10 protein-coding genes are annotated in these 13,484 nt (G+C 47.2%); 6 read left to right on the forward strand and 4 right to left on the reverse strand.

Going from position 1 to position 13,484, the window contains the following annotated elements; genetic code table 11:
• Positions 1–25 precede the first annotated feature (25 nt).
• From PGR14_RS04995 to PGR14_RS05005, 3 genes are all read left to right on the forward strand, one after another.
• A complete protein-coding gene (locus PGR14_RS04995) occupies positions 26–835 on the forward strand; it encodes a sensor histidine kinase (protein WP_330663434.1) in 810 nt (269 codons plus the stop codon).
• A gap of 135 nt (positions 836–970) precedes the next feature.
• On the forward strand, positions 971–1,642 hold the full coding sequence (locus PGR14_RS05000) for an ABC transporter ATP-binding protein (protein ID WP_118225235.1): 672 nt from the start codon (positions 971–973) through the stop codon (positions 1,640–1,642).
• A gap of 15 nt (positions 1,643–1,657) precedes the next feature.
• The gene (locus PGR14_RS05005; protein WP_118219181.1) at positions 1,658–4,303 is read left to right on the forward strand and encodes an ABC transporter permease; all 2,646 of its coding nucleotides are present in this window, start codon (positions 1,658–1,660) and stop codon (positions 4,301–4,303) included.
• Positions 4,304–4,354: 51 nt separating this feature from the next.
• On the opposite strand, the gene PGR14_RS05010 is transcribed toward PGR14_RS05005, so the two are convergent.
• The 4 genes from PGR14_RS05010 to PGR14_RS05025 are packed head-to-tail and all read right to left on the reverse strand — an operon-like array spanning position 4,355 to position 8,611.
• Entirely contained in the window at positions 4,355–4,600 is a 246-nt protein-coding gene (locus PGR14_RS05010) for a DUF6061 family protein (RefSeq protein WP_118219184.1), read from the reverse strand.
• 24 nt (positions 4,601–4,624) lie between these two features.
• Positions 4,625–6,298: a 23S rRNA (uracil(1939)-C(5))-methyltransferase RlmD gene (gene rlmD / locus PGR14_RS05015; RefSeq protein ID WP_270223092.1), complete on the reverse strand. Its 1,674-nt coding sequence runs from the start codon at positions 6,296–6,298 to the stop codon at positions 4,625–4,627.
• A gap of 31 nt (positions 6,299–6,329) precedes the next feature.
• On the reverse strand, positions 6,330–7,271 hold the full coding sequence (locus PGR14_RS05020) for a 3'-5' exoribonuclease YhaM family protein (protein ID WP_008368874.1): 942 nt from the start codon (positions 7,269–7,271) through the stop codon (positions 6,330–6,332).
• A gap of 56 nt (positions 7,272–7,327) precedes the next feature.
• Positions 7,328–8,611, reverse strand: coding sequence for a S1C family serine protease (locus PGR14_RS05025; protein WP_055155535.1), 1,284 nt, complete (start codon positions 8,609–8,611; stop codon positions 7,328–7,330).
• 158 nt (positions 8,612–8,769) lie between these two features.
• Here PGR14_RS05025 and PGR14_RS05030 point away from each other — a divergent pair, with 158 nt between their 5' ends.
• Genes PGR14_RS05030 through PGR14_RS05040 form a run of 3 tightly spaced genes read left to right on the forward strand, consistent with a single transcriptional unit; the run spans position 8,770 to position 13,276 of the window.
• A complete protein-coding gene (locus PGR14_RS05030; RefSeq protein WP_055155536.1) occupies positions 8,770–11,145 on the forward strand; it encodes an endonuclease MutS2 in 2,376 nt (791 codons plus the stop codon).
• Positions 11,146–11,162: 17 nt separating this feature from the next.
• Positions 11,163–11,864 (forward strand): response regulator transcription factor, encoded by a 702-nt coding sequence (locus tag PGR14_RS05035; protein ID WP_008368880.1) that lies wholly within the window; start codon positions 11,163–11,165, stop codon positions 11,862–11,864.
• The gene (locus tag PGR14_RS05040) at positions 11,864–13,276 is read left to right on the forward strand and encodes a sensor histidine kinase (RefSeq protein WP_055297415.1); all 1,413 of its coding nucleotides are present in this window, start codon (positions 11,864–11,866) and stop codon (positions 13,274–13,276) included. The genes PGR14_RS05035 and PGR14_RS05040 overlap by 1 nt, the downstream gene beginning before the upstream one ends.
• Positions 13,277–13,484: the final 208 nt, after the last annotated feature.

Genomic DNA, 13,484 nt, shown 5'->3' on the forward strand with positions numbered 1-13,484 from the left:
GGAGCGGAGAAAGACCAGAAAAACGATGGAAGAAATCGAAAGGATGCTGGACGCTGCCATGACCGGCTCCTTTTCTGAAACCAATTTTGACGAAAGCCGGCTGTCTGCTTTGGAAACAAAGTTTGCACACTATCTTTCCGCAGCAGAAGCATCTTCTCGAAATGTAGCGCAGGAAAAAGACAAAATCAAAACCTTGATTGCGGACATCTCGCACCAGACAAAAACGCCGATTGCAAACCTGCTGTTATACAGCGAGCTTCTGAAGGAGGAAACTCTGCCTGCATCGGCGAAGGCAAATGTGGAGGCGCTGTACAAACAATCGGAAAAGCTGCGATTTTTGATCGATTCTCTCGTAAAGCTTTCCAGACTGGAAAATGGGATCATTTCACTCACCCCTCAGCAAGCAGCGCTACAGCCGCTGCTTGAAAGCGTAGTAGAACAATATGCCGCCAAGGCTTCTGAAAAAGGATTGTCTTTGCGACTGCAGGATACCGATGCTTTTGCTGTATTCGACTTCAAATGGACAGCGGAAGCGCTGGCGAATATCGTAGACAATGCCATCAAATATACAGAGCATGGCACAATCAGGATTTCTGCCGTAAGTTACGAAATGTTTGCAAGGATCGATATATCGGATACCGGTTCAGGCATACCGGAAACTGAGCAAGCGAAGATATTTGCTCGCTTTTACCGCTCAAAGGCGGTTCAGGAGCAGGAAGGGGTCGGCATCGGCTTATACCTTGCCCGACAGATCATATCAGGCGAGGGAGGTTATATCAAGATTGCTTCCGTTCCGGGAGAAGGAAGTACGTTTTCCATATTTCTGCCGAAATAACAACAATTCTATCAAAACTGTTAGATTTCATTTTCCGCCGGAAAGAATGTGGAAAGATTCCTATGCGATAATCTGTATGTATCAAAGGATGATTTCCTTTCATACATACAGATTTTTTCATGGAGGTACTCATTTATGGATGTTTTACAGGCAAAAGACCTGAAAAAGATTTATGGCTCCGGCAATAACGCAGTTCATGCGTTGGATGGAGTTGATTTAAGTGTAAAGAAGGGCGAATTTGTTGCAATTGTCGGCACATCCGGCTCCGGCAAATCCACGCTGCTGCACATGCTGGGCGGGCTGGATCGCCCTACAAGTGGCACGGTCATGGTGGACGGACAGGATATTTTCTCCCTGAAGGAGGAAGCGCTGACCATCTTCCGCCGCAGGAAAATCGGCTTTGTGTTCCAAGCATATAATCTTGTTCCGGTGCTGAATGTGTATGAAAATATCGTTCTACCCATTGAGCTGGACGGTGGCAAGGTCAACAAGGATTTCGTACAGCAGATTGTACAGACACTTGGGCTGGATGATCGTCTGGATGCGCTGCCCAATCAGCTCTCAGGCGGTCAACAGCAGCGAGTAGCCATTGCCCGTGCGCTGGCGGCAGCACCCGCTATCATTCTGGCAGATGAACCCACCGGCAATCTGGATTCCAAAACCAGCCAGGATGTATTGAGCCTTTTGAAAGTCACCAGTCAAAAGTTCGCCCAGACAATCGTAATGATCACTCACAACGAAGAAATTGCGCAGATGGCAGACCGCATTATCCGTATCGAAGATGGTCGGATCGTCTCCCAGAACTAACGGGAGGTGGCTACGATGAATGTCAAAAACAGAAAATGTATTCGGAAGCTCAGCTTAAAATCTCTTTATGCGAACCGCCGCCGCAATCTGATCGCCATTTTTGCCATTGCGCTAACAACGCTGCTATTTACGTCCATGTTCACCATTGTCTTGTCGTTGAACGCCAGCTATGAAACCTACCAGTTTCGGCAGGTAGGCGGCTATGCACACGGCACCTTTAAGGATGTTTCCCCCGAGCAGGCGGAACGTATCGCCGCCCACCCGAAGGTAAAGTCTGCGGGGGCACGGAAGGTGATCGGCATCACTGCGGATGGTGTCTTTTCCAAAACGCCGGCAGAGATCAGCTACATGGATGCCAACTGCACCAAATGGAGCTATGCCACCCCTACTACCGGACGGATGCCCGAAAGCGGCAAAGAGGTGACCATGGATACGGCAGCGTTGCAGCTGCTTGGCGTGACGCCGGAACTGGGCGCAGAGGTCACGATTTCCTATTCCATCACGGACAAGGATCAAACCGCCTTTACTGTAACAGATACCTTTACGCTGGTGGGCTATTGGGACTATGATGAACTAATGCCTGTTCATTACATCAACATCAGCCGTGATTACGCAGATGATATCGAAGCGCAGGCAGTGAAAACAGGTTTACAGCCCTTCCGCACTGACCTGAATGTCATGATGGCTTCCAGCACAAACATTCAAGGGCAGATGGAGCAGGTGGATACCGATCTCGGCTACACATGGGACAGCTATACCGATCCCAACAGCGTCCGGATCGGCGTCAACTGGGGATATACCTCATCCCAGTTGGAGTCGCAGCTCGATCCGGAACTTGTGATCGCCATAGCAGCTTTTTTGCTGCTGGTGATTTTCACCGGGTATCTTATCATCTATAACATTTTCCAGATCTCTGTTGCGGGGGATATCCGGTTTTACGGGCTTCTGAAAACCATTGGCACAACGCCCCGGCAGCTCAAACGCATCATTCGCCAGCAGGCACTTCTGCTTTGTCTGATCGGCATTCCGGCGGGGCTGCTGTTGGGCTATGGCATTGGCGCTGTTCTGGTGCCTGTTGTCTTGCGCTCCACCCAGTTGGATGCAGGCATCACCACCATCAGCACTTCGCCTGTGATCTTTGTTGGCTCCGTGCTGTTTGCCCTGCTGACGGTGCTTTTGTCCTGCTCCAAGCCCGGGAAAATGGCAGCCAGGGTTTCTCCGGTGGAGGCTACCAAATATACAGATGCGATGCAGACCAAGAAAAAACAGCGCAGCACCCGGGGAGCGAAGCTCCATCAGATGGCCTTTGCCAATCTGGGACGAAACAAAAAAAAGACGGTGCTGGTGGTGGTGTCTCTGGCACTGTCGGTGACGCTGTTCAATGCACTGTGTGCCTTTGTGGGCGGCTTCAGCATGGAGAAGTATGTATCCTTCATGACCTGCGCCGATTTTATCGTCAGCACGCCCGACTATTTCCGTTACAACCCGGCAGATGAATTCATCACGCCGGAACAGATCGAAGAGATCGCAGCAAACACAAAGTCCAGTCTTTCCGGCACGGGATATGCTGTGCGAAAACCCGTATATCTTTGGATGACGGAGGATGCTCTGCGGCAGGACTATGCAAGGTACGAAAGTGCTGAGCAGTTGGACAGCCATATGAGCCGCATGGAGCACCGGGGCGATATGGTGATGGGAGATACCAGAATCGAGGCTCTGGATAACAGCCTGTTTGACAAGCTGCAAGTGTTCGACGGAGATATTTCTCCTATGCTGGAGCCAAACAATAACGCTATTGCCATTGCGGTTTCCTTAGATGACTACGGTAATCTGCCCAATCCTGAATACTACCCCAAGGTGGGAGACACGATCACCGCCACCTATGCGGACGATGTGAAATATATCGACAGCCGCACCGGGGAACTCCGCACCGAAGATACACCGGAGGAGTACTTTCAGGAAAAACTGTATGGAGCCAGAGATGTAGAGTACACGGTCTGCGCCTTGGTAGAGCTTCCGTATTCCATGAGTTATCGTTATGGCGGTATTGGATATGAGACAGTTTTGTCTGTGGATACCGCACAGAGGGACAGCGGCGGTGCGGCCATTCCGATGCTCTACCTGTTCGACACAGCAGACGACGCAGACGAGGCCGAAGCAGAGCAATATCTATCGAAGCTCACTGCCGGTGAGTTTTCACCCTTGATGTATGAAAGCAAGGCCACGGCTCGCTCTGAGTTTGCTCAGTTCCGGCAGATGTTCCTTCTGGTAGGTGGTATCCTCTGTGCTATCATCGGGCTGGTGGGACTCTTAAATTTCTTCAACGCCATGATGACCAGTATTCTTTCCCGCCGCCGTGAATTTGCTGTGCTTCAGGCTGTAGGAATGACGAACCGGCAGCTCAAAACCATGCTGATCTACGAGGGATTGTTTTACGCAATGTCCTCCGTATCGGCGGCCTTTATTCTGTCGCTGGCGGTGGGACCTCTTGCAGGAAAAATGCTGGGAAGTATGTTCTGGTTCTTTGAGTATCGATTCACCATTCTGCCTGTCCTGCTGACAATTCCGGTATTTCTTCTGCTGGGGTGGCTGATCCCCTGCATGATGTATGACAACGCAGCGAAATGCAGTGTTGTAGAGCAATTAAGGGATGCTCAATAACTGTTAAGCAAAAAACGGCCCTCTGCCAAGGAAAAGGCAGAGGGCTGAGTTTTAATCTAAGGGTTTACATTCAGTTACAGTTTTTAGATAAATTTCGGGATCACCGTTCAAGATCAAGTCTGCATATCCAACCGGGTCATTGTAAATCAGATAGTCCAGCTCTGACCGCTGATACAGATTGTCGGAAACCTCATTCTCCACGGCTATTGTATCAATAGCAATCATACTGCCATCTAAGAATTTCAGTTCCACACAGGCATTATCCATGTTGAACTCACAAGAAATCAACCTATCCATAAGAAACCTCCACTTTGCTGGATGTTAGATCATCCCAAAATATTTGAATGCTTCTCGGATTGCTTTCTCTTTTTCCGGCGGACACTGGGGCTGTCTGGAATCCTCGGACTTCGGCAGATTATAGTTCTTACCAACCCCAATCCCACATTTTCGTTTAATCTGTGAGATATAGAGGTTGGACACCTTTAACCCGGTATGCTCCAACACATACTCCTTGATCTGCGGATAGGTTGCCCCATCCTGAAATTCGGACATATCCATATCTTCCAAAGAGAACTCAACCCGAATCTTTTTCGAGTCGACCTCACCCTTGGAAAGCAAGACAACCGTCTCAACATGCACACTCATCGGAAACATATCAGTCGCCTTCACCTTCCTGATCTCATACCCATTCTCCCGCAGATACTTCACATCCCGAGCCAAAGTCGCTGAATCGCAGCTCACATATACGATCCTCTCTGGCTCCATCTGAACCATCGTATCCAGTACGCTTCTCTCACATCCTTTTCTCGGTGGATCGACTACGATCACATCCGCTCTCGCATGCTCTCCCGGATGCTCTTTTGCATAATCCGCATAATACTCCGGCAGCACTTCTTCTGCCTTTCCTACAAAAAACTCCGCGTTTGTAATCTCATTGATCTCAGCATTATGCTTTGCATCTTCAATTGCCTGCGGCACGATTTCCACGCCGTAAACTTTCTGTGCTTTCTGCGCAAGGAAAAGGGAAATCGTTCCGATACCACAATACACATCCCAAACCGTCTCTTTTCCAGTAAGCCCGGCGTATTCCAGTGCGGTTCCGTAAAGTACCTCTGTCTGTACCGGATTCACCTGATAGAAAGACAGCGGTGAAATCTGGTATTTGACATTACCGATATAATCGGTGATATACGTCTGTCCCCAGAGCGGACAAACCTTTGATCCCATGATCACATTCGTCTTTTCTTTATTGATATTATAAGTAATACTTGTCATTCCCGGAATCTTTGTCAGCTTTTCCAACAATTTTTCACTGCTGGGAAGCTTATCCCCGTTAATGATCAGACAAACCATGATCTCTTTTGTTGTAAATCCATACCGGACCAGGACATGACGCACCAGCCCTTTGTGCCGTTCCTCATCATATGCAGAAATCTTCTCTTTTCGCATATAGTCCAGAATCTGATCCAGAATCACTTTATTCTCCGGTACTCCAAGTACGCAGTCCCTGTTCGGAACCGGGATGATCTGATGGGTTCTTCCGGCATAGAATCCGGCAATCAGATTCCCTTCTTTATCCACTCCGATCGGGAACTGTGCTTTATTCCGGTAACGGAACGGTTCCTCCATTCCTGCGATCGGCTCCATGATCTGATCCAGCAATTCTTCTTCCACACTGCCAAGACGGATCAGGTTATTTCTTACTTTTGTATTTTTAAACTCCAGCTGTTTCCGGTAATCCATCTCCTGAATCTGGCATCCGCCACAGCGTCTTGCCTCCGGACAGCGTGCAGATACACGAAATGCGGATTCTTTTACAATCCGCATTAATCTCGCATATCCGTAGTTCTTTTTTGCTTTCATTACTTTTACTTCAACGGTATCTCCGATGACTGCATCCTTGATAAACAGAGTATATCCATCAACCTTTCCGATTCCTTCACCACCGATTCCGATATCTGTAACTTCTACCGTCACTACGTCATTTTTCTTCATTTTTATACTCATCTTTCTTTCAGAACTTCTCTTAGATACTGGTCTTTCTTAAGTTAGATTCAAACAGACGGTTATAACCTAACCAGTCCTTTGTATCTTTTGCCTTAAAAATCTCTGTCAGTGTCTGCATCTTTGCATCAGCATTATCTGCACAATTAAGTGCCATTGCCTCAGCAAGCGCCGGTTTCTTCGGCGAACCGTATTCGAGTTCTCCGTGATGCGCTACGATACAGTGCTTTAATTCGCTGGCAAGCTTCTTTGGGAAATCCGGGATCTCACGAATTGCATCATCCAGCATTTCCACACCGATCACAATATGACCGAGCAGCTGCCCATCATCGGTATAATCATTATCCGGGAACAGGGAAAGTTCCTGTGTCTTTCCGATATCATGACACATTGCCGCTGTATACAGAAGATCCTTATTCAGGATCGGATATGCCCCTGCCATATATTCACAGAATTTCACTACGCTTAATGTGTGCTCCAGAAGTCCTCCGGCAAATCCATGATGTACACTCTTTGCTGCAGAATGTGCCTTGAAGCTCTTGATAAACTGTTCATCATTTACAAAATAATACCGGATCACCTGCTGCAGATACGGGTTCTTCACCTGCTTTCCATAACGCATCAGTTCTTCATACATTCCATCCACACTTTTCTCGCTGGTCGGCATATAATCCGCCGGATCGTATTCTCCCTCGTCTGCTACACGGAGCTGCTTGATGTTCATCTGAAGATTGCCGTTATAGCTGATGATCTCCCCGTAAACTTCAATAAAATCTTTTTCGCTGTAATCTGCAATTCCATTTGAATTCGGATCCCAGATCTTTCCATCTAAAGTTCCTGTCTTGTCCTGAAGGATCAGGTTGTCATATGGTTTTCCGTTCCTTGTCTCCGCACTTCTTTTCCCTTTGCAAAGATACGTATTTCTGATTGTCTCGCCTTCGTGTAATGTCTCAATATATCTCATGTCATTCCTCTTCCTGCTTTATATTTTAAATTTATGGTTGCTTTTTATCTGCAAATCTATTCTTTACTTCCAACTGTCACATCAAATGTTACATCGACATAACCATCTGCGCCACGCCTCTGCCCTTTGATCCTGATCTGTGTACCGGTTCCGGCTTCTGCGATCTGTTTATGAAGTCCTGTTATACCGGTGATATCTGTCTTGTTAATCTCTGTGATCACATCACCATTCTGGATTCCAGCCTGCATCGCAGGCGAATCAGCCTCTACTTCCCTGACATAAATGCCTTTCGGGATTCCCTGTTCGCCGGCAAGCTTCTCCGTCACTACAACTCCGTGAACGCCAATATACGGAACTCCCTGTCCATTTGCCAGAAGTTCGATCTCTTCCTTGATATCCGAAATCGCATAGGCACTTACAAGATTTCCGTCTCTCTGCAGTTCTGACTGGTCACAGATTCCAATCACTTCACCCGCCGTGTTAAACAGAATTCCGCTCCCTTTTTCACTTCCTGCAATATCTGTATCAAGCAGCCGGTACTGCCCGTCCGCCACTGTCCGGTAATTTCTGGTGGAACTGATGATCCCATATCCGACACCACCTGCATATCCAAACTGCTCACCAAGAACGATCACGCCGTCCCCACGGTTCACTGCATTAGAATTACCAAGCATCGCCGTCTGGATCTGGTTCCTCGTACTATCCGACAGATCTGATCTCTTGATCGCAATGATCGCAAGTCCAAGATTCCGGTCCTGCTTTTTCAAAGTTGCGTTATATGTAGTATTGTCTGAAAATGTGGCTTTCAGTGCTTCTGCATCTTTTACAATTCTTGCCGGTGCCGCAATCAAAAGATCTGCTCCATTATCCCAGAAAATAACTCCCGATACAGCCTGCTCCCCTGCATTCTCCCAGCCTTCATCCCGGTGCACGGCATAGATCTCAACCACACTTTTTCCTGCTGACAATGCCACCTGGTATAATGCATGGTTCATCTCCTGATAATCTTCGACAGTCAGATCCGGATACTGAATCTCTTCCTCCTGTGCTTCCTGATCCTTGGTATCCGTCTCATTCTCAACCGGAGTTTCCTCCTGATCCAGCGGAATCGTTACCTTCTCTCCGCCCAGATGTGTCATCGCCCATGGGCGAAGGGCATAAAACGCAAGGCCTGCTGCAAGTCCAAAAATCAGTCCTCTTCCTGCAAGCCTGCACAGATTTCCCATGATTCCTTTTTTACTTCGCTGTTCATCTTTTACTGTTTCCTGCAAAAACGAATATTTTTCTTCCTCACTGTCGTGCGGTTCTTCGTTATGCTTATTCTCTCGATTATCAGACATTGTGCTTCTCCTTAGGCCTCCGGAGTGCTTTCAGCCACACCTGGTTTTAGTATACATGATTCCCCGCAAATGTTCAACGAAATTTCACCTTTCCACTTTCATTTAGACGGTAAATAAGTTAGAATAGAACCAGACAAAATATGAGGTATAAATGTATTATGAATCAAAAATCTTTAACAAAATTGGAATTTCCAAAAATTATAGAGATGCTGACCGATCACGCTTCTTCCCCTGGCGGAGCTTCATTCTGCAGGCGAATCAAGCCGATGACCGACCTTAACAAAATCATCACTGCACAGGAACAGACTGCCGCAGCATTTACCCGCATTGTAAAGAAGGGAATTCCTTCTTTCAGCGGCTGCTATGCTGTCTCCGACTCTCTTAAGCGCCTGGAGATCGGAAGTGCCTTAAGCGCACCGGAACTCCTCCGGATCGGCAAGCTTCTTCAGACAACCGCCCGGATCAAATCCTACGGCCGTCATGAAAATGCAGACGATCAGGCAGATTGTCTGGATGTATATTTTGAACAGCTTGCGCCGCTTACACCACTTTCTGCCGAAATTGACCGCTGCATTCTTGGTGAAGATGAGATCAGCGATGATGCCAGCAGCAAATTAAAGCAGATCCGCCGCAGTATTAACGGCATGAATGACAAGATCCATTCTACCATGACCGGACTTTTGAACGGTTCCATGCGCACCTATCTCCAGGATGCCATTATTACCATGCGTGGCGACCGTTACTGTCTCCCGGTAAAAGCCGAATACCGCAGCCAGGTAAATGGTCTGATCCATGACCAGTCAGCAACCGGATCCACACTTTTCATTGAGCCGATGGCCGTTGTCAAACTGAACAATGATCTGAAAGAATTATATGCCCAGGAGCAGGAAGAAATCCAGGTGATCCTTGCCCGCCTCAGTGTGGATGCAGCTGAATATATTGAAGAAATCCGTCTGAACTACAAAGCACTTGTAGAACTGGATTTTACTTTTGCAAAAGGTGCACTGGCACTGGATATGAACGCCAGCCGCCCAGTCTTTAACACCGAAGGCCGGATCCGGATCCGTGAGGGAAGACACCCTCTTCTGGACCGTAAAAAAGTTGTTCCGATCAGTCTGACACTTGGAGATACCTTTGATCTTCTCGTCATAACCGGTCCGAACACAGGTGGTAAGACCGTTTCCCTCAAGACTGTGGGGCTTTTTACCCTGATGGGTCAGGCAGGTCTGCACATTCCTGCACTTGACCGTTCAGAACTTGCTGTATTTAACCAGGTTTATGCTGATATTGGTGACGAACAGAGTATTGAACAGTCTTTAAGTACCTTCTCTTCTCACATGACAAATGTGGTTTCTTTCCTAAATCATGTGGATGAGAATTCATTAGTCCTTTTCGATGAACTTGGTGCGGGAACCGATCCGACTGAGGGTGCTGCACTCGCTATCGCCATTCTGTCACATCTGCATAACCGTGGAATCCGCACTATGGCAACGACACACTACAGCGAACTGAAGGTATTTGCTCTTTCTACTCCGGGAGTAGAAAATGCCTGCTGTGAATTTGACGTGGAGACATTGAGCCCGACTTACCATCTTCTGATCGGTATTCCTGGAAAAAGTAATGCTTTCGCGATTTCCGAAAAACTCGGCCTTCCGGATTATATCATCCAGGATGCCAAAACGCATCTGACCGAGGAGGATGAATCTTTTGAAGATCTCCTTACTGATCTGGAACAGAGCCGCAAGACCATCGAAAAAGAGCGGGAAGAGGTTGCTTCTTACCGCCGCGAGATGGAGCGTCTCAAGTCCGAACTCAAGAACCAACAGGAAAAGCTGGATACACAGCGCGACCGGATCATTCGTGAGGCAAATGCCAGAGCAACCGACATTGTTCAGGAAGCCAAAGATTTTGCTGATGAGACAATGAAGAACTTCCGCAAATTCGGCAAAGCCAGTATTTCCGCTTCCGAGATGGAAAAAGAAAGAGAACGGATCCGCAAGCAGCTTTCCAAAACTGAAAATAAAAACCGTCTGGAAAAGAAAAAACCTTCCAAAGCTTACAAGGCAAGCGATTTCCATCTGGGCGATTCTGTAAAAGTACTGAGCATGAATCTGACCGGAACGGTAAATTCACTACCAGATGCCAAAGGCAACCTGTTTGTCCAGATGGGTATTCTCCGGTCACAGGTCAATATTTCCGATCTCGAACTGATCGAAGAACCGCTTACGGTTACTGCAAAGCAGATGCGCAGAACCAGCAGTGGCAAGATGAAGATGGGCAAATCCATGCATGTCAGTCCAGAGATCAATCTTCTTGGCAAAACAGTCGATGAAGCAGTTGCCGAACTTGACAAATATCTGGATGATGCCTATATCGCACACTTAAGTCCGGTACGAATTGTACACGGGAAAGGAACCGGCGCACTCAGGAACGGGATCCATCAGTATCTGCGCCGCCAGAAACATATCAAATCCTTCCGGCTGGGAGCTTTCGGGGAGGGCGATGCCGGTGTAACTATCGTAGAATTCAAATAATCATTGGGGGAACTATCATGGTGACTAAACAGAAAATCTTAATTGTAGATGACGACGAGAATATTGCAGAACTGATTTCTCTCTACCTTACAAAGGAATGCTTCGATACGATGATCGTACACGACGGGGAAGAAGCTCTTACCGCATTTGAATCCTATCAGCCAAACCTGATGCTGCTCGACCTGATGCTTCCGGGCATCGATGGCTATCAGGTCTGTCGCGAGATCCGCAGTAAGCACAATACCCCAATCATTATGCTTTCCGCAAAAGGAGAAGTATTTGACAAGGTGCTCGGTCTGGAGCTTGGTGCCGATGATTACGTCTTAAAACCATTCGATTCCAAGGAGCTTGTCGCAAGAGTAAAAGCGGTACTCAGACGCTATCAGCCTGCCAAACCAGAAACTCCTGCCGCCAGCCGCGGAAAGGTTGTTGACTATCCGGGAATCGAGATCAATCTTACCAATTACGCAGTAACCGTTGATGGTAAGAATGTAGATATGCCGCCAAAAGAACTGGAACTTTTGTATTTCCTCGCCTCTTCACCAAACCAGGTATTCACACGCGAGCAGCTCCTTGACCAGATCTGGGGCTATGAGTATGTCGGCGACACCCGTACCGTTGATGTTCATATTAAGCGTCTGCGCGAGAAGATCAAGGATCATCCTTCCTGGGGACTTAGTACCGTCTGGGGAATCGGTTACAAATTTGAGGTGAAGTAATGAAAAGTACTCTTTACCTTAAATTTATCCTCTTATATATTATTCTCGGATTTTTAAGTATTTTTACAGTGGCATCCCTGTCATCCACACTGACAACCCACTATCTGGAAAGCAGCATTTCCGGCAATATGTATCAGTCGGCGAATCTGCTTGCATCCAATTATCTGCCGGACTATTTTTCCAAAACCATTGCTCTGGCAGATGTTTATACACAGCTCAATGGTATGAGCGATTATCTGAATTCAGATATCTGGTTTGTTGATAATGAGGGATCTTTACTTGCATCTGCCAAATCCGGCGATGTATCGTATGCCCCTTCCCGGATTGAAAATTTTGATCCTGCCGAATCCGGCGGCTCCACTTATCTGACCGGTGATTATCACGGGTACTTCAATTCAGAAATGATCACCGTGATTGCTCCGGTCACAGAGAATTTTTCAACCCACGGATATCTGCTTGTACATAAGCCTTACTCGCAGATCACAGACGCACATTCTGTCCTGATGCGTAACACGTATATCGTGATTCTGATCATTTATGTGCTCTCATTCATTATTTTGCTGGGTGTACATTTTCTGATCTACCGCCCGCTCGTCAAGATTACGAATGCAGCAAAGCAGTATGCTTCCGGCAATCTGGATGTTGTCATCCCGGTTAATACGCAGGATGAGATAGGATATCTTTCCGCATCCCTCAACTACATGTCTTCCCAACTGAAAGATATGGAGGATTACCAGAAGAAATTTGTGGCAAATGTATCCCATGATTTCCGTTCTCCTCTGACTTCCATCAAAGGCTATGTTGAAGCCATGGCGGATGGCACGATCCCACCTGAAATGCAGGGCAAATACTTAAATATCATCTTATTTGAAACAGAACGTCTTACTGACCTTACACGCGATCTGCTGACATTGAATGAATTTGATACGAAGGATCTTCTTCTTGATAAAACAGATTTTGATATTCACGAAGTGATCCGTAACACAGCAGCTTCTTTCGAAGGTACCTGCACTGCCAAAAAAATTTCTATCGAACTTCTTCTGGCAACTCGTACCCTGTATGTACATGCTGACCGGCACAAAATCCAACAGGTTCTATACAATCTGCTGGACAACGCTATCAAATTCAGCAATCCGGAGTCTACGATCACGATTGAAACCACACCGCGCGGTGACAAAGTATATACTTCCGTCAAAGATTATGGAATTGGCATTCCGAAATCAAGTATCAACAAAATATGGGAACGTTTTTACAAAAGCGATCTCTCCCGCGGAAAAGACAAAAAAGGAACCGGACTTGGGCTTTCGATCGTAAAAGAAATTATTCAGGCACACAATGAAAATATCAATGTGATCAGTACCGAGGGAGTTGGAACAGAATTTATCTTCTCCCTTCCACTGACGAAAAAATAGCAATAAGAAAGAATGTGCCGCAGCACATTCTCGCGCCGAGCGCGTTGCTGAGCGCCAGGGACGCTCGTTAAGCAACGACCGAAGCGGAGCCTAGCCCGCTTGCGACATTCTTCATCTTCGTGCGAGTGCGCATCTCCGGCACCCAGTGCCTTTTATTTCATAGGAAGTTCCTTTGGAATTTCCTATGAAATAAAAAGAAACGGTTGTA

The sequence above is a fragment of the Coprococcus sp. AF99-45 genome (assembly GCF_027663865.1).
GTDB lineage: Bacteria > Bacillota > Clostridia > Lachnospirales > Lachnospiraceae > Allocoprococcus > Allocoprococcus comes.

Excerpts from the sequence above, each read along its gene's own strand:
- PGR14_RS05010 (WP_118219184.1), bottom strand. The coding sequence starts at position 4,600 with ATGGATAGGTTGATTTCTTGTGAGTTCAACATGGATAATGCCTGTGTG.
- PGR14_RS04995 (WP_330663434.1), top strand. The coding sequence starts at position 26 with ATGGAAGAAATCGAAAGGATGCTGGACGCTGCCATGACCGGCTCCTTT.
- rlmD (WP_270223092.1), bottom strand. The coding sequence starts at position 6,298 with ATGAAGAAAAATGACGTAGTGACGGTAGAAGTTACAGATATCGGAATC.
- PGR14_RS05000 (WP_118225235.1), top strand. The coding sequence starts at position 971 with ATGGATGTTTTACAGGCAAAAGACCTGAAAAAGATTTATGGCTCCGGC.
- PGR14_RS05020 (WP_008368874.1), bottom strand. The coding sequence starts at position 7,271 with ATGAGATATATTGAGACATTACACGAAGGCGAGACAATCAGAAATACG.
- PGR14_RS05035 (WP_008368880.1), top strand. The coding sequence starts at position 11,163 with ATGGTGACTAAACAGAAAATCTTAATTGTAGATGACGACGAGAATATT.
- PGR14_RS05025 (WP_055155535.1), bottom strand. The coding sequence starts at position 8,611 with ATGTCTGATAATCGAGAGAATAAGCATAACGAAGAACCGCACGACAGT.
- PGR14_RS05005 (WP_118219181.1), top strand. The coding sequence starts at position 1,658 with ATGAATGTCAAAAACAGAAAATGTATTCGGAAGCTCAGCTTAAAATCT.
- PGR14_RS05030 (WP_055155536.1), top strand. The coding sequence starts at position 8,770 with ATGAATCAAAAATCTTTAACAAAATTGGAATTTCCAAAAATTATAGAG.
- PGR14_RS05040 (WP_055297415.1), top strand. The coding sequence starts at position 11,864 with ATGAAAAGTACTCTTTACCTTAAATTTATCCTCTTATATATTATTCTC.